This is a genomic window from Paraburkholderia phenazinium, assembly GCF_900142845.1.
Lineage (GTDB): Bacteria > Pseudomonadota > Gammaproteobacteria > Burkholderiales > Burkholderiaceae > Paraburkholderia > Paraburkholderia phenazinium_A.
In genome coordinates this window covers 3578172-3601123 of sequence record NZ_FSRU01000002.1, presented here as the reverse complement: position 1 = coordinate 3601123, position 22952 = coordinate 3578172, and the positions used below count along the sequence as shown (strand labels likewise).

13 protein-coding genes, 1 tRNA gene and 1 pseudogene are annotated in these 22952 nt (G+C 62.2%); 5 read left to right on the top strand and 10 right to left on the bottom strand.

The genetic code is table 11. From position 1 onward, the window contains the following. Positions 1-3: 3 nt before the first annotated feature. Together BUS12_RS39855 and BUS12_RS33225 are read left to right on the top strand one after the other, a co-directional pair. Positions 4-117 (top strand): annotated as a pseudogene (locus BUS12_RS39855) (BBE domain-containing protein); the annotation flags it as partial. 109 nt (positions 118-226) lie between these two features. Then, positions 227-302, top strand: a tRNA-Thr gene (locus BUS12_RS33225). Between the two features lie 62 nt (positions 303-364). On the opposite strand, the gene BUS12_RS33220 is transcribed toward BUS12_RS33225, so the two are convergent. Together BUS12_RS33220 and BUS12_RS38545 are read right to left on the bottom strand one after the other, a co-directional pair. Then, a complete protein-coding gene (locus BUS12_RS33220; protein WP_143788524.1) occupies positions 365-1336 on the bottom strand; it encodes a hypothetical protein in 972 nt (323 codons plus the stop codon). 1006 nt (positions 1337-2342) lie between these two features. Further along, positions 2343-2657, bottom strand: a complete 315-nt coding sequence (locus tag BUS12_RS38545; protein ID WP_143788523.1) for a hypothetical protein — start codon at positions 2655-2657, stop codon at positions 2343-2345. On the opposite strand from BUS12_RS38545, the gene BUS12_RS39035 reads away from it, so the two are divergent. Continuing rightward, entirely contained in the window at positions 2656-2832 is a 177-nt protein-coding gene (locus BUS12_RS39035; RefSeq protein ID WP_171991747.1) for a hypothetical protein, read from the top strand. The genes BUS12_RS38545 and BUS12_RS39035 overlap by 2 nt on opposite strands. Before the next feature lie 18 nt (positions 2833-2850). Here BUS12_RS39035 and BUS12_RS38540 read toward each other — a convergent pair whose 3' ends face one another. From BUS12_RS38540 to BUS12_RS33200, 5 genes are all read right to left on the bottom strand, one after another. Then, positions 2851-3138: a hypothetical protein gene (locus tag BUS12_RS38540; protein ID WP_143788522.1), complete on the bottom strand. Its 288-nt coding sequence runs from the start codon at positions 3136-3138 to the stop codon at positions 2851-2853. 11 nt (positions 3139-3149) lie between these two features. Next, positions 3150-14684, bottom strand: coding sequence for a hemagglutinin repeat-containing protein (locus BUS12_RS33210; protein WP_074301487.1), 11535 nt, complete (start codon positions 14682-14684; stop codon positions 3150-3152). Then, a complete protein-coding gene (locus tag BUS12_RS33205; protein WP_083640704.1) occupies positions 14681-16513 on the bottom strand; it encodes a ShlB/FhaC/HecB family hemolysin secretion/activation protein in 1833 nt (610 codons plus the stop codon). The genes BUS12_RS33210 and BUS12_RS33205 overlap by 4 nt, the downstream gene beginning before the upstream one ends. Further along, a complete protein-coding gene (locus BUS12_RS38535; RefSeq protein WP_143788521.1) occupies positions 16510-16806 on the bottom strand; it encodes a hypothetical protein in 297 nt (98 codons plus the stop codon). Before BUS12_RS38535 ends, BUS12_RS33205 begins: the two co-directional genes overlap by 4 nt. 325 nt (positions 16807-17131) lie before the next feature. Next, entirely contained in the window at positions 17132-18088 is a 957-nt protein-coding gene (locus BUS12_RS33200; RefSeq protein ID WP_074301486.1) for a LysR family transcriptional regulator, read from the bottom strand. A gap of 111 nt (positions 18089-18199) precedes the next feature. Between BUS12_RS33200 and BUS12_RS33195 the strand changes: the two genes are divergently transcribed. Together BUS12_RS33195 and BUS12_RS33190 are read left to right on the top strand one after the other, a co-directional pair. After that, positions 18200-19390 carry a M20 aminoacylase family protein gene (locus tag BUS12_RS33195; RefSeq protein WP_074301485.1) on the top strand — a complete coding sequence of 397 codons (1191 nt, stop codon included), beginning with the start codon at positions 18200-18202 and terminating at the stop codon, positions 19388-19390. Positions 19391-19482: 92 nt separating this feature from the next. Beyond that, positions 19483-20775 carry an MFS transporter gene (locus BUS12_RS33190; RefSeq protein WP_074301484.1) on the top strand — a complete coding sequence of 431 codons (1293 nt, stop codon included), beginning with the start codon at positions 19483-19485 and terminating at the stop codon, positions 20773-20775. An 80-nt stretch (positions 20776-20855) separates the two neighbouring features. Here the strand turns inward: BUS12_RS33190 and BUS12_RS33185 are convergent, their stop codons facing one another. From BUS12_RS33185 to BUS12_RS33175, 3 genes are all read right to left on the bottom strand, one after another. Next, entirely contained in the window at positions 20856-21389 is a 534-nt protein-coding gene (locus BUS12_RS33185; protein WP_074301483.1) for a ClpXP protease specificity-enhancing factor, read from the bottom strand. Between the two features lie 89 nt (positions 21390-21478). After that, on the bottom strand, positions 21479-22090 hold the full coding sequence (locus tag BUS12_RS33180) for a glutathione S-transferase N-terminal domain-containing protein (RefSeq protein WP_006052302.1): 612 nt from the start codon (positions 22088-22090) through the stop codon (positions 21479-21481). A gap of 94 nt (positions 22091-22184) precedes the next feature. Beyond that, the gene (locus BUS12_RS33175; RefSeq protein ID WP_074301834.1) at positions 22185-22952 is read right to left on the bottom strand and encodes a cytochrome c1; all 768 of its coding nucleotides are present in this window, start codon (positions 22950-22952) and stop codon (positions 22185-22187) included.

The following is a 22952-nucleotide window of genomic DNA, read 5'->3' as shown; positions in this document are numbered from 1 at the left end:
GCGGGCGACCGCGGACTGTACGGGTTCCTGCAGGACGTCAAGCACCGCTACGATCCGAACAACATTTTTCATCACGCCATGTGGGTCCGTCCGGGTGCGGCTGGGATGGATACGTGACGAATCGCCGGGGCCCGTCGCGCCGTGGAACTCGCGAGCATAAAAACGCCCAATCAAGTCCACGTATAGTCGAATGGCCAAGCTTGTCATATAATGACGCCCTGCTTTCGCCCCCTTAGCTCATTTGGTAGAGCACTTGACTTGTAATCATGAGGTGGTCTGTTCGAATCAGACAGGGGGCACCAATCGATTCAAGCACTTAGCCCGGTCCTCGTGACCGGGCTTTTTGCTTTCTGGACGGCGTGAGCTAGCTCGCCCCTAGCGCTTCCAGGGAGACGAACCGGTCAAAATCGGTCCAATCTTCTCGCACTCGGGTAAGCGTTCCGCGAACCAGATCATCCGGAGCGTACGGTGGTTGTGCCTCAGGCAACGCATCAAAAGGCGACTCCATTAACGGGTGACAGAGGTCGGGATTCTGCAAGCCGACCAGTTCGCGCAACCGGAACAGGAGAAGGATTTCGAGCGGCGTGCGTGGAAACGCCGAACAGTCGTAAAACTTGCTTTCGCTGTCGCGCTGTGATTCGTGCGTATGCCGGTCACAGGCAGCTATCAGCCATGGCGTCAGGACATCGGCATCCGGTTCACGCCACCTTTCCAGAATGCCTTCGTAGACGGGTTCGCTATAGGCAAATGCCGGCCATTCGTGGCCGACATCGCCACGCCAGTCGGCAAAGAGCCGTAGCATGAAAGCGTGCACTCGACGATGCCGCTCTTCATACGACAGCTGCAATTGGTACTTCCGGTTAAGAGCGGCGTGTGTCAGATACCCCTGATACGTACCCTCCTGAACGCGGCCGAGAATGAACGTCATCGCCATGACTTCCGTCATCGATTCCCAACTCATCATCCGCAGAGGACGTGGATGCTCTGGATACAGGCTGCGGAATTTGACGTGCCAAAAGAAATACAACTTCGTTCCAAACATCTGAAACCCCGTTGCGTTCAACATTGCCGGTTCCCAAGGGCGCCCGGTTAGCGCCAGCAACTCAGCATTGGTACGCAGCAGGGAACCCACTGGGCCGTATGTCGAGTTAGGCGGAATGTTCAGCGTGTTTTCCGCGTCGGAACGGCTGTTGTATTCAAGCAGATCGTCGATCGGTCGAGGATTGGATTTCTCGAGCCATTTGACAACTATCTTGCGGCTCGGCCAGCGAGGAGACACGCCTAAAATTGAAGGATCACTGCTACGAAGATCGGTCATGATGATTTTGGCAACCAAGGTTGGATCGATATCTGCGTGGCACCAGTTGTCCCAGGTGCGGGCAGTCCCACTTGCACCTGAATCCCCTTGCGTTTCAGCCCTGGAGGCCGCTCCCACTTCAGCAATGCAATGATTCGGAGGCCGTGATATTGACGACCTCGAAACTGTAAGGTCAACGGGAATCCGAACGTCACATTCGTCCCAATGCCTGCACGATGGTCAGTCCGCTGCGAGCCTGTCAAGGGATGTTTGCTCCTTTACTCTTTACCGGTATCCCGTCGCACGATACAAGAACTAAGATTAATGAGGCAAGGTGCCGCAGCTTCCACTTTTCAGGTCAACGCGACAGTTTACATAAAACCACAGCGTTTCATTGCAAAGCGGATCAATTATTCGATCGGCGCATTGATATCAAATTTTTTCATAAAATCATACGGGTCGTTATAAGCCGGCAACGGCAAAACGGGGAGCCATTCCAAAGGGATAAAGGGCGTGTCGATTTTGCAATAGCATTCGCTGCATTCGCAATCAAGATGCGCTCCTCGGGATGCAGTTGCCGGTTGTAGAGGTCAACTTGCCCCTGTAGTACGTATGGCCTTCTGGCACTGAGAAATGCTCGCAGCATCGAAAGTCATCCCGACTGAGCCGTTGCGCGTATTCGCAGGAGCAGTTACGGATGCGAAAGCCCCGTTCTTGCAAAATGAAAGTTCGCTGGTTGCTTCCTTCACTTGCGTCCATCCACGTGCAAGTAACGTATTTCTATAGGCTCGCTCCAAATCAATGGTCCATGTTTGTCGATCGATACTTAACAAAAGATAGACTCTTGCGAATGTAGTCTTCCCGTTGTTGTCATATTTAACGACATGGCCGCCATCATGGATAACTGCTTGCATGTCATTTCGCATTGTCGCCAACTGATTGAATAGCTGCATCTGCGTGGGATCGCTCTGACACGAGCGCACGAGATTTACGAGGGCAAATATGAGCAGCGCGATTACCACTAGCTGCATCCACGTCCGATATTTCACCAATGCGCACCTCCGACAGGCTTCGATACCGTAACACCAGTCGAGATCCCGGGCGTGCCCAGCCCAAACTCGACCGAGGTCTGTCCTCCGATCGAATGATTTAGTCCCATGCAGACACCAAACATGCAGCCTCCCATCGGGACTGAACCCCCATTGAGGAAATTATTGGTTTCGAGCGTAGGGTTATCGCCCGGAAACAGTAGATACCCAAACATGATATTTCCAGACGGCGACAAGGGATTGGCTTTGCCGCCGCCCAAATATGCTTGGCCATCATGCAAATTTAAGGACGTTCCGTAGGCAATGGTCATGCCGGAACCATTCGCCGATATGACGCTGTTGCCAGTCACCACCGTCGCGGTCTGCGTGGTCTGCGCCTGCGTCCCGTCGGAGCTGCTACGGCTCGCGTTGTACGGCGAAGGGCTCGCGCCGCCGCTGTTCGCCGTGCCGCTGATTGTTGTAGAGGTTCCATCTAGTTGGGCATGACATGATCGATAGCATCTTCTAACGCTTTTCAACCGACGCAATCCACTTCTTCGATAGAGCCCCGGCCAGGATGACAAGTGCGATTGCAGCAGGGCACCAAACAACGAACCTATCTTCAAACTGCGTCACATAGACGGTCTTCCCGTGGTTATTAAATGGCACAACGTTGCCTGTTTCAGGACGCGGAACTGTTGGCGCACCACTAGTCGCAGACGATACCCAGAACCAGGCGGCGACTAGAAGCATCCCTACTCCCCCCAAGACAACTTTAGCGGCATAAGCCAACAATCTTGCGTATTTATTCATGGCATATGTACTCATGGCGTATGAATCGGGATGCCCGTATATGTCCGGGAAACTGACGCACCCCCGCCAATCCCGAGACCGTAGGTAGTACTGGAACCATAGGCTAGTGGATTCGTAATGCTCTTCGTTGGATCTTGGAAGATATCGATACTGGCATGCTCGCCAAGACCAGCCCCCACACTTGCGTTGTTGAACCACCCAGCATAGTCCTGGATCGTTGTGGCGCCCGGATATGAACCAACAGTCACACCGACCGAAACGTCAGCGCCGACTCCTTTGCCGGGCCCAGCGGACCAGTAAATCCCAGCATTACCCTGGGCATCCGCTATGACTCCAGCCCCAACAGTGAAGCTAAATCCTGTGTAAGGAATCGTAGCACTACCTACAAGTCCAATATTTACCGTTCCTTGAGAGGGCAGCAATCCGTTCGCATTGCAGTTTCCACTCGGGCAGATCGAACCTGCGGACGATCCCATTGGAGTGCCCTGCGGACCATACTGCGATTGTGCTCCTGCAGGCGACGCTGTGTATTGCTGCAGCAGCGGCACGTCCGCCCCGTTGGTGTTCTGCAGGATGAACGCCTGCAACGCCGGATTGGGTGCCCCCAGCGTCTGGGTCCAGATCGTTTGCCCCGTGTTCTGGTCAACACCGGCCTTCGCCCACGTCGTGCCGTCGTTCGGCGGCGTCGCCCCTTCCACCGTCGCCGCTGCTCCGCTTTCTGTCACGCCGCTCTGGCTGTATCCCATTTGCGCAAGCTGGTTCGCCACGTCCTGTGCGCTGTACTGTCCGCCGGTCTGCGACGCTATCTTCTGCGCGAGCGTTTTTTCCTGCGGGTGCAGTTGCCGGTTGTAGAGGTCCGCGCTCAACGCGCCGTTCGCGCCACTCAGCGCGCCCGCCGAGCCGCCAAGGACGCCGCCGGCAATCGCACCTGCCGCGCCCGAGGCGATGTTGGACAGGAGTGTGCCAGCCAGCGTCGGATTGCCACCCATCGCGCTGTCAACCGCGTTGCCGGCGAGATCGCCCGCAACAGTCCCACCAACAGCACCCGCGATGCTCCCGCCGCCCAACCCTGCACCGAGCGCAGCGACTGCGGCATGCGCGCCAATACGTGCCGCACCATCGTTACCCCACAACGCCGCCTGCTGCTGGTCAGAAGTGAGATTGGCCTGCGCCTGCGCGATGCTGGCCGGATCGCCCGAAGCTTCGGCTGCGTCAAGAGCCGACTGGTCTTTGGCAACCGCTGCATTGGCCTTGTTCTCCAGCGCAGTCGCAACATCCCCCACCACCTGCATCCCAACCTGACCCGTGACCTGCTGGATCGCCATGTCGTTGGCCACAGTCTGCGCATTGAACGTGTTCTGCACGGAGCCATTCGCGTTCGCCGTGTCGCGGCTCAGACCCGCCGTGCTGTCCTGCCCCGTCCCGGCGTCGCCGCGCACAGTGATCGTGCCCGGACTCACCGCCGCGTAGGTCGTCCCGGATGCGCTGCTGCTCGTTCCCGCCACGCCAAAACCGAGCGGTCCCTGGCCCTGCGAGTTCTGTGCACCAGGCGTGCTGCTGCCGGTCTGGACGGGCGACGTGAAGGCCACGCCATTCGCCGTGCTCTGCCCGGCCCCACCGCTTGCGCTGAAACCAATCGTCGATCCCGACGACTGCGCGGTGTTCTGCAGGTTGGTATAACCAAACGTCTGCGTCGACAGCGAGTTCTTGTCAGCCGTCGCCGTACTCGCAACAACACCACCGTTCAATTGCGTATGGTTACCCACGTTGACATCAAACCCGCCCGTGCCCGCATAGATCCCACTCTGCTGGCCCACCGACTGGAAGTTGTCCTTGATCGTCTGATCGCTGGCGCTCGCGCTACCACTCACGGTCTGGCCATAACAGATCGGCGGCACGCAAATACTCGCCTGGAACCCCGCGCTCGACTGCTGGCTGTTATACGTGTTGGTGTCCTGCGGACTGGTAATCGTGAGATTGCGGCCCACGTTCGCGTCCACCGTATTGCCCGACACCTCGGCACCGATCAGATTCGTATCCCGACCGCTCGTGATCGAAACCGTATTCGCGGCAGTAATCTGCGTGTTCTCGTTCGTGACGCTCTGACCGTTCGCGTTGCCCTTCGCGCCGCTCGCGGCCAGGTCAATCGTGAAGCCGTTCTGCGTGCCGCCCAGACTCGCTCCCACACCGATGCTCGCACTCGTGCTGCCGTTGCTGCTCGAATTCTGCGTCGTATTCTGCGCGCTCAACAGATTGATGTCGCGTGCCGCGCTCAGCGTCACGTTCTGCGCGGTGATCTGCGTGCCGACGGAATTGATGTCTCCGTCGGTGGCGTTGCCGTTCGCATCTGTCGCACCGCTGCCGGTGGCAATCAGCGTCGCTGCGCCACCTGCAGTGAGCGTGCTGCCGTCGGTCGTCGTTGAAGTACTCTGCGACTCACTATGGCTGCTACCACCGCCGATGCTCACGGTCGCCTTGATCAGCGCCGGTGAACTTGCCGTGTTCGACGTCGCCGCCTGGTAGGCACCATAGGCAGCCAGTCCTGCCTCAGCCTTGTCGAGTGCGGCGAGTCGCGGATTGTTCGCGTCACTCGACTGCGTCGTCATCGCCTGATTGACGGTGGCTACCGCGTTGCCCACCGTGCCGCCCAGCGCCAACGTCACGCCGAACTGGCTCGAACTCTGACTGGCGCTGCTTTGCGTCGCATCGTTGCCCGGATCGAGGTTCAGGTCTTTGCCGATCAGCGTCAGGTCTTTACCGGCAGACAGGTCGGAACCCTGCACGGTGACGTCCTGGTTCGCGCTGAGCGTCACGTCGCCGTTCTTGCTCACGATCTGGCTGCGAATCGTGCTTTGTGTCTGCGCGTTGGTGTCCTGTACAGAGTGACTGCTAGCCACACCAACGCTAAAGCCGGTTCCCGTGCCATTACTGCCCAGGTCGCCGATCTGATGACTGCTGGACTCCTGATAGTCGGTGTTCGCATCGGTGCCGGCCAACACGTTGATTGCGCCTTGAGACGCGATCAGGCTGACGGCCTGGTTGCCGCTGATACCCGAGCCGATGACATTGATATCGCCCGTTGTGCTTTTCACCACCACGCTGTTGCCGGTGACTACCGTCGCGGTTTGCTGCGTCGTGGACGAATTGCCATTCGCGCTACTGCTGCTTGCGTTGTAGGGCGACGGGCCAACACCGCCGCTGTTCGCTCCACCGGAAATCCAGCGCACCGCGTCCCCCAGACTCGGCGCCGCCAACGAAATCCCCATGCTGGAGCTGCTCGACTGCGTGCTCTGTTGCGTCTGATTCGTGGACGCCTGGAAGGTCACGTTGCGGTTGGCTTCGAACGTGGCCGCCGCTCCCGCCGTGATCGTCGAACCCGTGACGGTGATATCCCCGTCCAGCGGATTGCCGTTCGCGTCCTTCAGCGCGCCACCGGTTGCCGTCAGAGTCACATTGCCGGCCCCCCGGATCGTGCTGCCCGCGTTGCTTATGCTGGACACGTCGGTCGTGCTGGAGCTTTTACTGCTTCCATAGGATAACGAAATCGACGGCGTATCGAGTGCGCTGGCGCCCAGTTCGGTGGCAATGCCTGTGCTGCGCTGGTAAGCATTGCCCGACGATCCAGCCGACTGCAGATTGCGCGCGGTATCGAGCGGCGTGCCGGTCACCGCGACCGTGAAGCCGCTGGAGCGCGAGCTCTGCTGGTCCTGCGCCTGCGAGGTGTCCTGACTCGGGTCAATCGTGATGTTCTGCGCCTGAATGCTGATGTTGCCCGTCGCACCGGTGGTGTCATTCGCCGCCTGGCCAGCGACGATGTCGCTGCCGCCGATATGGACATCCTTGCCGGCGGCGATCGATACATTACCTGCCACGCTACCCACCGCACTGCGCGACTGGCTCTGGGTGACGGAATTCGTGTCGTACTGATCCTTCTGCTCGCTGGAGCCGACGCTAAAGCCAATGCCGCCGCTTCCCGACAGCCCCGAATGCTTGACGTCGTGATATTCGGAATCCTGATAGGTATCCGTTGCGGCAAGAATATTGACGTTGCCCTGCGCGGCGAGTGCGACGCTGTTGGTACCGACGATACTGCTGCCTGTCACGTTGATGTCCTTGCCGGACACGACCGTCACCCCATCGGCCGAGATCGTGCTGCCATCGGCGTACGTCGCGGTCTGGTCGACCTGATCGACCGCACTCGTGTGGCTCGCGACGCCGCTGTGGCTACCGGTCTGGTAGCTGTCCGAGACATGCGTCTCCGTCGTGGCGCCGACATTGACGCTGCCTGCCGCCATCAATAGCGCGTTGCCCTTGTCGAGCGAGACCGTGCTGCCCACCACGTTGATGTCCTTGCCCGACACGATGGCAAGACTGTCGCCGCTATTGAGCGTCGTGCCCGTTACCGCGTCGTCGGAAGTGTGCAGCGTCGACGAGTAGCTGCCGTGATGGTCGCTACCGGAACTGTTGGCGTCGACGGTCGAGGTCGCAGTCGCCGCCTGCAGCGTCACGTTGCCGGCAGCCTCAACTGCTCCGCCACCGCCCAGGCTGATGTTCGCGCCGGTCGCCGTGAGATCGCCGCCCACCATGATCGAAGACAAGCCGCCCACCTTCACGCCGCTGCCCACGTCGCTCACGATGCTCGTGTCAGACACGCCGTTCGCAAGCGCCACCACCTTTGTCTCGCCGGTCTGCTGGGCGCCAAGCGTCCAGTTGCCGCCGATACTCATGCCGAGCGCACCGCCCACATTCAGGTTGCCCGCGTCCTGCACGAAGTTGCCACCGGTCACGATCGCCGCGTTGCCCGCTACGTTGATGCTCGCCGTCGGCCCGAGCGTCGTCGTCACACGCGTCGCGCCGCTGGCGCTTACCTGGTTCAGCGTGTTCGCCGCCGTGTTCAGCACCAGGTTGCCCCCGGCCTGCAGCGCGAGGCTACCGGCGTTGACGGTCGCCGACGTCAGGTTCACGTCGCCTGTCGTCACAAGCGACATCTGCCCACCGCTTTGCAACGTCCCGAACGAACTGTCGATGCTTTGTGCGCTGACGGCGAAGCTGTTCGTCGCCGAAATCGTGCCGCTGTTGGTGACCGATTGTGCGTTCTGCAGATCGATGTTCGTCGCCGCGATCACCGGACCGTTAGCCATGTTCTCCTGGCTCGCCTGCGCCAGATAGACCACCGGCACGAGCACCGACTGCCCGTCGACGATCTGCGTCTGCATGATGACCACGTTGCTCGTCAGTTGTGCCACCTGCGCGGGCGACAGGCCGGTACCGGGCGCCAGATCGAGCGACTTCGCGAGCTGGGCGCCCGATGTCATCAATGCCTCGTACTCGTCCTGCGTGTCCGCATAGTTCGTGAGCACCGATTTCCCGGTCATCGACAGGATCTGGTTCTGCACGAGCTGCTGCTCGTAGAACCCGTCGCCCAGCCGCTCCTGAATCTGGCTGGGGTTCATGCCCAGTTGCTGGAAGTAGTAATTGCTCGAGAGAAACTGCTGCTGGCTCGTGAAGGCCGGGTTCGTCTCGACCAGATACGGCGCGTTCGGCGCCGTATCCGGACTGAAGAGTCCGCCGGTGGGCACCGTGATGTTGTTGAGCACCTTGACGGCCGTCGCAGCCGCAATGATCGGGTTGTTGAAGTTCGCGAGGCCGCTGTTGAGTATCTCGCCGCCCCGGACCGCCACGAAACCCCCAGCGACGCCACCGCCGGTGAAGAGCGATCCGCTCACCTCACCCATGCCAATCACGCCCACGTCATGCGCGCCGATCGAGCCGCTCACGGAACCGGCTCCCGTGCCCGATACGGTCTGGCCGGGCAGAAGGCCGAGCGGCGTGACGCCCGCGTTGCCCGCCGTATTGTCGATTGTCACGCCCGTGCCGCTGAGCGTGCCGCCCGCCGTGAAGCTGGATTCATAACCTGGCAACGCGTACGTACGGACGTCGGCTGGCGCCGCCTGGGTGTATCCGCCGGGATTGGAGCCGACAAAGGGAGCATCGCCGAACGGCAGTTGCCAGTCGTGCTCGCTGTTGTCGTAGTTGTTGTAGTGATATTCGCCCGAGTAGGTGACCTGCACCTGCGGCGCCGTCTGGCCTTGCCAGCTGTTCTGGTCGAGGGTGGCTGGCGCGGCGATGTTGCCGGTTGCTGCGACCGCGCTCCAGTAGTTCTGGAACGTCCCGACCGACGACGCGTTCAGGTTGCCGCCCACGATGATCTGCGATTCCGGACTGATGGACGCGATCGTGTTGGCGACCGCGGTACCCGTATAGGTCGTGTACTGATAGCCGCTGTTCCACTGGCCGCCGTTGGGCGGCACCGTGTACACACCGCCAATCATGGTCAGGAAGGCCGGGTTATCCGGAGTGGTCCAGCCCACGTTCTGACCGGAGCACGCAGCAATGTTGATCGCGGTACACCCAGACAGGCTGATGCCGAGGCTCGTCAGCAGCGCCGGATCGACCGACGACGTGAAGCCGGTCGTGGTCATCACGCGCCGGGTGTTCGTCACCTGGTTCGCGTCGAGCTCCATGTTGCCTTGCGACTGGATCAGCGCGGACTGGTTGTGGATCAGATTAGCGTCGATGTAATTGCCATTCGCGTCCTTGCCGCCGGCGAGGACGACGTTGCCAAGTCCGTAGATCGCGGTCGTCGCCTGCGTGTCGGTCGCGGTCGTGTCGTCCCGGTTCTCGATGTCCGGTGCGAGCAGCTCGAGCGTACCCGCGCTGTCCGTTGCACCGATCAGCGCGCTCGGGCCGAGATTCGACAGGGTTTGTGTGGCATTGAGCGACACGCTGCCGCCCACGATCGTGCCCGTATTGGTCAGCGTGTTCGAGTGTGTGGTCAGCAGACCGCCGGCACCCAACGCCCCGGAGTTTTCGATATCGCTCGCGCTGATCGTGAGGCCGTTCACAGCCGACAGCACACCGCCGTTGCTGAACATGCCGGGCAGCGTGAAGGTCAGATTGTGGCCCGCACTGAAGCTGTAGCTCGGCGAGGTGGTGAAGTCCCCTTGCAGATTCAGCGAAAGATCGTTGACCGCGCTGTACGTGCCGCCGTTCGCGAGTGTATTGGCGGTGACGGACAGATTCCGGGACGCGTTGATCTGGCCGCTCATGTCGCTCAGCGTGCCCGTCGTGATCCCGACGTCTCCCGTCACGTTCGCGACATTGCCGATTTCACCACCGGTGTTGTCCAGATTGCCGGCGTTGATCTGCAGGTTCGCACCGCTCAGCTGGCCGCCCTGCGTGTTCGAGAGGGACGTCGCGTTCAGCGTCACATTGCCGTTACCGCTGATCGAGCCCATGCCGGACGCGCCACCGGCATTGCTGTTGGTAATCCCGTTACCGCCGTTGAGCGTCGTTGCACCATTGCCGAGGTTGGTGATCGCCCCGCCCGAGTTGTCGATAGACGAGGCGGTGAGGCTCAGCGTGCTGCCTGTCGCCGCACCGCCCGCGCCGATAACGCCCCCGGCATTGAGCAGCTCGCCGCTGCTGCTGGCGGTGAGCCCGGTGCCCGATGACAGCCGCCCGTTCGTGTTGTTCAGCATGCCCTGAACGGTGGCGGTTAGGAGACCCTGCGCAGCCAGCTTGCCCCTGGTGTTGTCGAGACTGCCGACCGACACCACGGCCTGACCATTGGTCACGATGCTGCCGCCGACGTTCGTCAGCGATCCGCTGCCGTTGTGCGGGTCGATCGTCAGCGTGCCGGTGCCGGCATGCGTGATCGTGCCGCCGTTGTTGTTCAACGTCGACGGCGCGAGCGTCAGGTCCGTGCTATTGCTCTGGAGCACGCCGCCGTTCGAGTTGTCGAGCGTGCCGCTCACGCCGAGCCCCATCACCCCGGTGCCGAGCTGAGTAATCGAGCCACCTTCGTTCGTCAGGTTCGTTGCAGTAACACCAAGCTGGTTCGTGGTGATCCGGCCGTTATTGTTGTTGAGCTGCGCAATCGCCATCGATACCGCATTGCCGCTCACCACGCCGTTCGCGTTCGTGAACGACGCCGCGTCCGCGGTGATCGTCTGACCGCTCAAGGTCCCGCTTGCGTTGTCGAGCGTGCCGCTGACAGTGGCGTCGAGAGCCTGTCCGGCGGTGATGCTGCCGCCGTTCGTGAGCGACGCGGCCTGCACCGTGTTATTGCCCGACGCGGCGATCGTGCCGTTCGTGTTGGTGATAGCCGAGCCGCTTGCGACGCTCAGGTTTCCATTCGACTCAAGCTGCCCACCCGTGTTGTTCAACGCACCCGCAACCGTCGCATTCAATCCGGCCTGTCCGGTGATCGTGCCGCCGGTGTCGTCCACGGTGCCGGCCGTCAGGTTCGCCAGACCATTCGTCACGATCTTGCCACCGACGTTCGTCATCGACCCCGCGCCGTTGTGCGGGTCGATCGTCAGCGTGCCCGTACCTGCGTGCGTGATCGTGCCGCCGTCGTTGTTCAACGTCGACGGCGCAAGCGTCAGGTCCGTGCTGTTGGTCTGGATCGAACCACCGTTCGAGTTGTCGAGTGTGCCGCTGACGCCAAGCGCCATCGTCCCGCTGCCGAGCTGCGTGATCGATCCGCCTTCGTTTGTCAGGTTCGTGGCGGTGAGCGCGAGCTGGTTCGTCGTGATCTTCCCGCCACTGTTGTCGAGCTGCGGCGCGGTTAAGGACACCGTGTCGGCGCTGATGGTCCCGTTCGCGTTCGTGAGCGACGCGGCGTTCGCAGTGACCGTCTGTGCGCTCAGCGTCCCGTTGCCGTTGTCGAGCGTGCCGGTGACAGTGGCGTTGAGATTCCCCCCAGCCGTGATGCTTCCGCCGTTCGCGAGCGACGCGGCCTGCACCGTGTTATTGCCCGACGCAGCGATCGTGCCGTTGGCATTCGTAATGGCGCCGCCGCTTGCGATGCTCAGATCGGCGCTCGATTCAAGCTGTCCGTTGGTGTTGTTCAACGCCCCGGCAACCGTCGCATTCAATCCGCCCTGTCCGGTGATCGCGCCACCGGTATCGTCCATGCTGCCGGCCGACAGGTTCGCCAGACCGTTCGTCACGATCTTGCCGCCAACGTTCGTCAGCGCCCCCGTGCCATTGCCCGCATCGATCGTCAGCGTGCCGGTCCCCGCATGCGTGATCGTGCCGCCGCTGTTGTTCAACGTCGACGGCGCAAGCGTCAGGTCGGTGCTGTTGGTCTGGATCACACCGCCGCCCGAATTGTCGAGCGTGCCGCTGACATTCACGCCCATTACCCCCGAGCCGAGCTGGGTAAGCGTGCCGTTCTGGTTCGTCAGGCTGGTGGCGCTCAGACTGATCTGGTTCGCCGTGATCTTGCCGCCGCTGTTGTCGAGCTGCGGCGCGGTAAGCGACACGGTATCCGCGCTGATCGTGCCGTTCGCGTTCGTCAGCGACCCTGCGTTCGCCTCGAGCGTCGCGCCGCTCATCGAGCCGCCGTTGTCGTTGAGCGCTCCCGAAGTCGTCACGCCCAGATTCTGCGCGGCCGTGACCGTCCCGCTGTTGGCGAGCGTTGCCGCGTCGATCGTCGCATTACCGTTGCCGCCGATCACACCACCCGTCGCACCCTGCGCGGTCGTGCCCGCCGCATTCGTGATCTGCCCGCTCGCCGTGAGCGTGAGACCATCACCGTTATCCGATACGATGCGCCCGGCCGTGTTCTGCACGTTCGCGCCCGAGACGTTCACCGCGCCGGCCGCTTCGAGCCGGCCCGCCGTGTTGTCGATGTCGCCGTTCGACGCCACAGTGAGCGCCTGCGCCGACGTGATCGAGCCGGAGCCGTTTTTGAGGCCGGTCGCCGCGATCGTCGCGACGCCGTTCGTGGCGATGCTGCCGCTGCTGTTGTCGAGCGCGCCGGTCTGGACATTCAGCGCACCCGTGCCCGACTGACTGATCGTGCCGCTCGCGTTGGTCAGGCTACCCGTGCGGATCGCCGTGTTTTGCGCGTTCGTCGTGACCGTGCCACCGGTATTGTCGAACGCCCCCGAGGCAGCCAGCGTCGTGTTGCCCGCACCGGTTTGCGACAGCGTGCCGCTGCGATTCGAGATGCTGCCCGCCGTCACGCTCAATTGTGTAGCGCCGACCTGCCCCTGATCGTTCGTGACGGTCCCCGCGGCATTGACGCTCAGACTGCCGCCCGCCTGCAGCGACCCGCCCGTATGCACGATGTTGCCGGTGTCGCCGCCGGCGCCCGTTGCCGTCAGGGACGCATTGCCCGTTGCGAGCGTTTGCGCGCCAGTCATGTTCAGACTGCTGCCCGAGAGCGCGAGATTGCCGCCAGCCATCTGCTGACCCGTAGCGCTCACGCTGCCGGCGCCAGTCACCGCGAGGCTGCCGCTTCCCGTGACGTTGCCGTTCGCATCAATACCGGCACCGAGCGAACCGCCCGAATTGATACTCGCGCCCGTGACGGTCGTGTTGCCGAGCGCGGCCACCGTGCCGCTGTTGCTCACCTGCCCCTGGCTGTTCAACGTCGCATTCTGCGTCGCATAGACGGAACCGCTGTTCGACACATCACCCGCCGCGGCGATCGACACATTGCCGTTCGCGCCCGTCGTACCCGACAGCGTCACCTTGCCCTGGCTGCTGATCGACACGTCGCCGGATTGCGCCGCGATCGTGCCGGCGCTGTTGACGCCGACGCCCGCGTCCGTCCCCACCAGCATGATCTTGCCGGCGTACATGCCGCCGAGCTGCGCGACGTCGATCGCCACCGCCGGACTGTTGCCGTCCGCGCCGAGCGATTGCGCGCCCAGGTCGCCATACCGCACGTCGTTGTTGCCCGTCACGACGTTCAGCGACTGCCCCGCCCAGAGCTTGCCGTTGACGGCCACGCTGCGCGCGATCAGGTCCACCTCGTCAACGTTGCTTCCGTTGAGCCCCGCCGGGCCGATCTGGATCTGGCCACCCGTCACGTGAAACGCATCCAGGCTACCCGTTCCGCCGAAGACCGGCGTGCCCGTCGTCAGGACGCCGCGGCTCGTATTGATAAACCCGCAACCGTTACAGTAAATGCCAGCCGGGTTGGCGATCACCACATCGGCCTTCTGGCCCGCCACTTCGCTGTAGCCCAGCAACTGGCTCGCATTGCCACCCACCACCTGATTCACGATGACGCGCGCGCTTCCGGCGCCAAGGTTCGGGTTGCCGGTCACGTACCCGCCCAGCTGGGTCTGCACATTGCCAGGCGAGTTATTCAGGATCAGGCCTTGCGAACCGACGTTGTACTGCGTGTACGGGTTGTTCGAGACGCCCGCGCCGTTCGGCGTGGCGATCTGGACGATCGGCAAGCCGTTCGCGGTTACGCCGACGATCGGCCGGCTACCCGATCCAGGTGCCGTGACGACCTGGGCTTCGACCAGTACCGGTTGCATGCCGAGCGCGCACAGCGCGGCAAATGCCATGTGCCGCATCGACAGCATGTCGATCGAGGCCGCAGCCGCGCGCATCAGCCGGGTGCGGCGAGGCGTGCCGACCGAACGCCCCTTTCCGGAGCCCGTTGCGGTTTCCTGCACAGCCGTCCAGAGACCACGGGCTGCGTTGAAAATAACCCGATAGATATGCTTGTTCATAGCAGGAAACTCACGCTGAAGCCCGCCACTGGCCAGTGGTTCGGGAAGCCGGCGGGCTGGTACAACGGGCCGCCGATAAAAGCGTCGTAGCTGACGCGCTGATAGAGATTGCCGCGCAGGCCGATCACCGCGCCGGCGAGGCGCCGGCCCAGCAGGTTGTGCGCTTCGGGACCGAAGACTTCACCTCCGTCGAGACCCACGTACAAGGCCTGCCCCGTTCGCAGGATCGGCAACTCCAGATCGTTGCGCATGAAGGCGCCCTTCTCCGCAGCGAGCAGCGTGTTGCCGTCAAAGCCGCGTACCGTGTAGCGACCGCCGATCGAGAAATACTCGGTCGAATAGAGCAGACTCGGCGAGTTCTGCGCACTCACTGTCGCCGTGTAGCGCAGCGGCAAACCGGCGATCGCGAATGGCACGTTCAGCGTCGCGTTGAGCGTTTCGATGTGGTAGTAGTAGGTTGGCGTACCGCCACCCACACCCGGAAAATCGGGCTGCGCACCCAACCAGGGGACGCCCCAGCGGTATGTGAGCGTACTGTCCAGCTGCGCGGCCCCGAAGTAGTGCTTGTGCTCCCAGCCGATCTCCGCAAAGCTGTTGTCGCGATGCTGGACACCGAGTTCCGTGCCGTCGACGAACGCTTCGCTGAAGTACTTGCCCACACGGAATTCGAGCGAATTTTTCTGTACCTGATTGCGATAGAACTGGTACTCCGTCTTGACGTCGAAGGTCTCCGACTTGCCGCTCGACACCAGCGTGCTGAAGGCACCGGCAATCTGCTCGTGATAGTCGTACTGGCTCGCCGTCGCGGTGAAGGTCCAGTTGCCCCAGGGAATCGAGTAATCGGCACTGCTGCCGTGCGTGCCGTATTGCCCGGGATGCCCATCGATGTCGTGGTTGTAGCTGATGTTGAAAATGTCGGACAGCCCGAGCGGGTTGTCGATCGCAAGGGTCACCGTCCCCTGATACCGGCCGGTGGATTTCAGGCCGCTGTCGTCGGCGCTCAAGGCCAGCGCCCACGGCTTCTGGCGCTTGACTGCGATCACGACGTCGCTTTCGCCGGCCGAGGGCCCCGGCACGATCTGCATGTCGACGTCCTGGTTCGCCACGCGCTTCATCTGCTCGAGACCTTGCTCGAGGCTGCGCAGATTCAGCAGGTCCCCAGGACCGGTCGGAAACGCATTGCGCCATGTACCGTACGTCGACGGGTCGGCGAAGCGGATCGCGCTGATGACACCCGGAATCAGTTCGAGCTTCAGCTTGCCGGTGGACAGATCCTGCTGTGCAACGACGACGCGTGTCGTCGAATAACCTTTCTCGATGACACGCGCCAACACGCGATGCACGATCAGGTTGAGTCCCTCGCGCCCGATACACTGGCCGCGATAGCGCTGCAGATAGTCGTTGGCGAACATCAATTCGCCAGGGAACAGAGGATTGGGCGACAGCGCGCGTGCCCCGGCAGCCTCGACGATGGGGCTCAAGCCCGGCGGCACCTCGAGCGTGAGCGAGTCGAGCCTGAAGCACGGTGATTCGACCGGCACCTTGCCGTCGTCAACCTCGGGACGCCCGGCAGGTTGAAGCTCGACGTTCGGTGCATTGAGCGCGCGTTCGCGCTGCGCGGCCTGGTCCTGTGCCCGGCGACGCTGCTCCTGTTCGCCGAGCGAATCGGCGGCTTGCGCGTGCGCAACGCCCACGTGCGAGAGCGTCACCAACGCGGCGCATACGACCCAAACCCGACCCCACGTGGTCCGGCGCGCATCACCTGCACCCAGGAATTTGCGGGTCGCTTCCGACGACCGTGCAATCCCGCCTGATTTGTTCTTCTTCATTGCGTTGTTCCGGTGCTGCTATCGGCTATTAATGCCGGAGTTATTTTGTTTATGCCAAATGCATTAAAACTGAAGCCGCTATATGAGTTATTCAAAACGCCGGAGATCGCAAGCGTGCTATTGACGGCTTGCCTGCGGTTGGCGGCATTTGAAACGGTGATCGCGGCTCCGTCATGCGTGACAATCCCGGCCGCTTGTGCCGCAAGCGGTAAGGTCTGAATCAGGCAGAGGCAAAGTTGAATGGCGCGCGAATCCCCGTGACTCGCGCGCCAGAGTGGGTGCTGGGCGGTCATGCAACAATCCCGCCGCTTTCGCGTTCGCGGGCTCACTCGTAGCGTTGGTTTTATGCGAGCCCGTAGCGTCAGGTCGGACCAGGCTTCGCTTTCTTAATACGAATGTCGGCAGACCGGAAGAAATCTTTAGTAATTTATTGGAATACCTTTTCTTTCGATTTAATTACGAAAATCGGGTGATTTGAATGCATCTTTTAAATCAGCAGCCTTTCCGGTGATTTATGACGCAATACCGCCATTTTCACGGTATGTAAAACGTTTGCGCGACAAACTGCACGACCTGGCCTTGTCGAACATAATCACGCACATCACTCAATATCGCCCTCTACCCCGCCTTCGCTCCCGTCGCCACCCAGCGCTTCTGCATTTCCTTGATCAATTCCGTCCAAAGGAATTCCGCAGCAGGCGACAAGCGACGCCCCACCCGCCGTATCGCCTGGCTGCCGAATTCCCGCGCAATCGGATGATCGATTTCTAGCGGGACCAGTTTTCCGGCATCCAGATACTGCCGCGCGGCATCGGTCGACATGAACGCGACGCCCAGCCCCGCAGCCGCGATCGCCTGCGCCGCCGAGAACAGGTCGCAGCGATACGCCGGCGTCAAATTCAGCCGCTCCGCCCGGATCAGCGAGTCCAGATACTGCTGCACGCCAAAGCGCGCCGGCATGAAGATCAGCCGGTGGTTAGCCAATTGTTCGACGCGGATTCGCCGTTCGCCCGCCAGCGCATGCTGCGGGCTCACCAGCGCGCAGAGCGGCGCGGCGCGAAAGGTCCGCGCGCGAATCGCCGGGTCGCTGCTGCCGCCCGCGCACAGGCCAAGATCGACTTCGTCGTTGCGGACCATGGCAATGATTTCGGAGGTCGCCCCGCCGCGCAGTTCCACCACAATGTCCGGGAATTGCAGGCTGAAAGCCTCGAGCACGGTGGCGAGCAGCTTCTCGACGAAACCCTCGCCAATGCCGATCTCGAGCCGCCCGCGCCGCAAGCCCCGGTAGTCCTCCAGTTGCGCGAGCATCTCGGCGTCGCGCCGCGCACTGTCACGGAAGTGCTCGACGAGGCTCATGCCGATTTCCGTGAGGCTCACGCGCCGGCCACGCCGTTCGAGCAATGCCACGCCATGCACGCGTTCAAGCTGCGCCACCTGGCGGCTGATGACCGAACCGTTGATCGATAACGCGTCCGCCGCCGCCCGCACGCCGCCGTGCACTTCGATTTCATGCAGATAGCGCAGGCTGCGGGTGCTGAGGACGGTCTCGCGCAGGGTTTCAGCATCGTTCGACATGGCGGAATCCGTTGACATTAAAGTCAACATTATCGACCGTAAAACGTCATTGATTGGCCTTTATGGCGGCGAAATACTCCACGCTACCCTTACTTCCCTGCAAGCCAAACCATGTCAGACACCCAGGACTTCTGCTCCCTCGACGACACCCAGGATCTGCGCGACGAACTGAGTGGCATTCGCCATCATCTCCATCGCCACCCGGAACTGGCCTATCAGGAGTTCAAGACCTCCGATTTCGTCGCGCAGAGCCTGGAAAGCTGGGGTTATGCCGTGACGCGCGGTCTGGGCGGCACCGGCATGGTGGCCACGCTCAAGGCGGGCACAGGATCGCGCGCGGTGGCCGTGCGCGCCGACATGGACGCCTTGCCGATCAACGAAGAAACCGGCCTGCCCTACGCCAGCACCGAACCAGGCAAGATGCACGCGTGCGGCCACGACGGCCACACGACCATGGTGCTCGGCGCGGCGCGCCATCTGGCCCGCACGCGCCGCTTCGACGGCACGGTGCACCTCGTATTTCAACCCGCCGAGGAAATCGGCGCGGACAGCGGCGCCAAACGCATGATCGAAGACGGCCTGTTCGAGCGTTTTCCGTGTGAGGCGATCTTCGGTCTGCACAACCACCCGGGCTACCCCACCGGCACCTTCATGTTCCGCAGCGGGCCGTTCATGGCGGCCTGCGATACGGTCGAAGTGGTGATTCACGGCCGCGGCGGCCATGCGGCGCGGCCCCAGTTGGCCGTCGATCCAGTCGTAATTGGAGCCGCGCTGGTGACCGCGCTGCAGACGGTCGTGTCGCGCAGCGTCGATCCGATGCAAGCCGCCGTCGTGACGGTCGGCGCCTTCAATGCCGGGCACGTGGCGAACGTGATCCCCGAAACGGCGCGTCTGCAGATCAGCGTGCGTTCGTTCGACGCCGCGGTTCGCACGCTGCTCGAGACGCGCATCCGCACGCTTGCCCAGGCGCATGCGGACGCGTACGGCGCGCGGATCGAGGTCAACTATGTGCCGGGCTACCCGGTCGTCGTGAACAGCGCGCCGGAGACCGAACTGGCGCTGCAGGTGGCGCGCGAACTGGTGGGCGACGAACGGGTGATCGACGGCTTCGGCCCGATTGCCGGCAGCGAGGATTTCGCCTATTACCTTCAGGAAAAGCCGGGCTGTTTCCTGCGCCTGGGTAACGGTGAAGGCGCGCCGATGCTGCACAACGCCTCCTACGACTTCAACGACGACAACCTCACGGTCGGCGCGGCGTACTGGACGCGTCTCGTGGAGCGCTTCCTCGCCGCGCAGGCTTAAGCATTGCCGGCGCCCGCGCCCTCCCCACCGAGCTAGCACGAGCCTCGCGCGACCCTGACCGGCGCGCGAAACCTGAGCACACTGGAACCACCATGTCCGCCAAGCCCATTGAGCAGTCCGTCGCACCGTCCGCTGCCACGCAGGCATCCCAAACCAGGATCGTCGTGGCGGCGGTCTTCGGCAACCTGCTCGAGTTCTTCGACTTCACGGTCTACAGCTTCTTTGCGCTGACAATCGCGAAGCTGTTCTTCCCCGCGCACGATCCGGTGGTCTCGACCCTGCTCGCGCTGTCGGCCTTCGCGATCGGCTTCGTCGCGCGGCCGGTGGGCGGCTTCGTGCTCGGACACTACGCGGACAAGCACGGCCGGCGCGCGGCGCTCACGCTGACGATCTTCCTGATGGCAGTGGGTTCCGCGATGATCGGCCTTGCGCCCGGCTACGCGACGATCGGCCTCGCCGCCCCGGCGTGGATCGTGTTCGCCCGCCTGCTGCAGGGCTTCGCGCAAGGCGGCGAGTTCGGCGCGGCAACGGCGACCTTGCTGGAGACGGGTTCGGCGCGCGGCCGCGGCTTTCGGGCGAGCTGGCAACTGGCGAGCCAGGGTGCCGCCGCGCTGCTCGGCTCCGGCATGGCCACGCTGCTCAACTACCAGCTCACCAGCACACAGTTGCTCGACTGGGGCTGGCGCGTGCCGTTTCTGGCGGGCGTGCTGATCATGCCGGTCGGCGTGTATCTGCGCCGGCATATCGTCGAAGAGCCGCCCGCTGCGGCCAGGACGAAAGCCGCGGGCGTCGAGCCGGCCCTCGTGCGGAAGTGGTTTCTCACCGTATTCGCGATCATGGGCATGACCGTCGCGACCTACGTGCTGATGTACTACATCCCGACCTACTCGATCCAGTATCTAAAGCTGCCGGCGAAGCTGTCCATGCTGGTGTCGATCGGCGCGGCGTGCGTCTCGCTGGTCCTCTGCCCGGTCTGGGGCGCGCTCTCGGACAAGCTGCAGCGCCGCAAGCCGCTCACCCTGATTGGCCGCGTCGCGCTGATCGCTTTGCTGTATCCGGCTTTCTGGCTGATGAACCACTTTCCGACGCTGCCGGTGGTGTTCGGCCTGATCGTACTGCTGATGATTTTCTACACGATGGGATCGGCGCCGGCCTATGCGTTGATGCCCGAGAATTTCCCGAAGCATGTGCGCGCCGGTTATCTGGCGAGCGCGTATGCGGTCGCCGTGTCGGTGTTCGGCGGCACCTCGCAACTGGTCGTTGCGTGGCTCATCAAGGCGACGGGCAATACGATGGCCCCGGCCTGGTACATGATTGGCTGTGTGATTGTTTCGCTGATTGCCGTTTCGATGCTCGAAGAAACCGGCGGCCGCGAACTGGCCTGAGAAAACTGACCGAAGAAAGCGGCTGCGCGGCGGTTCCAGCGTAATCAGCTTGCTGGATCCGCCCGCAGCATCGTCTCACTTCACTTGACGACTTTCAGGTGGCCGCGACCGCCGCCACCCTTTGATCCATCGTCATCCGGAGAGGGCGTGCCGTCAGCGTCAGCCTCATCGGCCTTCGCCCGCGGCACAGAGGCCGGTTCGGACTCGACCGCCCGAGGCCCGCTGCCCGCTGACTTCACCGGCGGCGCCACCTCATCGGCTTCCACCGCGTCCGCGCCGGAATCCGTCGCCTCGCCACCCGCCGACTCGACCGGGAAGGCCATCCCCTGGCCATTCTCACGCGCATAGATGGCCAGCACATTGGCGACCGGCACTTCGATCTTGTGCGACTTGCCCGAAAAGCGCGCGCTGAACTCGACCCACTCGTTGCCCATCTGTAACTGGCTGGTCGCCTCGAAACTGATGTTCAACACGATTTCGTTGTCCCGCACGAACTGGCGAGGCACCCGCGTCTGATTGTCGACCCGTACCGCGATGTGCGGCGTATAGCCGTTATCCGTGCACCACTCGTAGAGCGCGCGCAGCAGGTAAGGTTTCGTGGAAATCTCTTGCATCAACAGTCCTCTTACTGGGCAAGGCGCCGCCGCTCACGCGCGAATCACGCTCACAAGCAACGTGCGACGCCTCCGCCCTTAAGCCAAACTCAACGACGCATCACCTTTTCCGACGGCGTCAGCGCTTCGATATAGGCCGGGCGGCTGAAAATCCGTTCGGCGTACTTCATCAGCGGCGCGGCGTTCTTCGACAGTTCGATGCCGTAGTGATCCAGACGCCACAGCAGCGGCGCGATCGCCACGTCGAGCATCGAGAACTCTTCGCCGAGCATGTACTTGTTCTTCAGGAAGATCGGCGCGAGTTGCGTCAGGCGATCGCGGATCGCGAGGCGGGCCTTCTCGTGATTCTTCTCGGCGGCCTTGCCCTTCTCGTTTTCGAGCGTGCCGACGTGCACGAACAGTTCCTTCTCGAAGTTGAGCAGGAACAGGCGGGCGCGGGCGCGTTGCACCGGGTCGGCCGGCATCAGTTGCGGATGCGGGAAGCGTTCGTCGATATACTCGTTGATGATGTTCGATTCATACAGAATCAGGTCCCGTTCGACGAGAATCGGCACCTGACCGTACGGATTCATCACAGCGATGTCTTCCGGTTTGTTGAACAGGTCGACGTCGCGGATCTCGAAGTCCATGCCTTTCTCAAACAACACCAGCCGGCAGCGCTGGGAGAATGGGCAAGTTGTGCCGGAATACAGAACCATCATGTTTACGTTTCCTCAAAAAGCTGAAGGGCCAGCACGCGGAAAAACCGTCCAGCAGGTCTCTCCTAGCGCCGGCCCCACGCCAGTCATGGCGTGATTATTTGATATCTTTCCAGTACGCGGCGTTCAATCGCCAGGCGAAAAAGCTCAGGACGCCGAGGAACAACAGCACCCACACACCAAGCCGGTGGCGGGTTTGCTGCGTCGGTTCGGACATCCAGGACAGGTACGACACGAGGTCGGCCACATCCGAATCATAATCCACCGGCGATAACGTCCCCGGCGTGATCTGCTGGTAGCCGACGAATTTATGGACTGTTTCCCCGCTCCTTTCGTCGATGACGTCGTCGAACTTCGCCGTACGTTGCCCCTGAAGCTGCCACAACACGTGAGGCATGCTCACGTTTTCATACACCAGATTGTTCCAGCCGGTTGGCCGCGTATCGTCGCGATAAAAGCTGCGCAGATACGTGTAAAGCCAATCGCGACCGCGCGCCCGCGCTTCCACCGACAAATCCGGCGGCGCCGTGCCGAACCACGCCTTCGCGTCGTCCGGCTTCATGGCCACCGACATGGTGTTGCCGATTTTATCGGTGGTAAAAAGCAGGTTTGTCTGAATTTCCTGCGGTGAAATGCCCAAACTGGTCAATGCGCTGTAGCGCATCAGGTTCGCACTGTGGCAATTCAGGCAGTAGTTTACAAACAATTTGGCGCCATGCTGCAAAGAAGCAAAATTGTCCGCGTTATCGGGCGCGCGGTCGAGCGGGAAATTCTCGTCCGCGTAAGCCGGCGCAGCCAGCAGCGCGAGCGCCAAAGTCAGCGATGCGGTCCCGATCACCGCAAGCCTCGCAAGCATTTTTCTCAT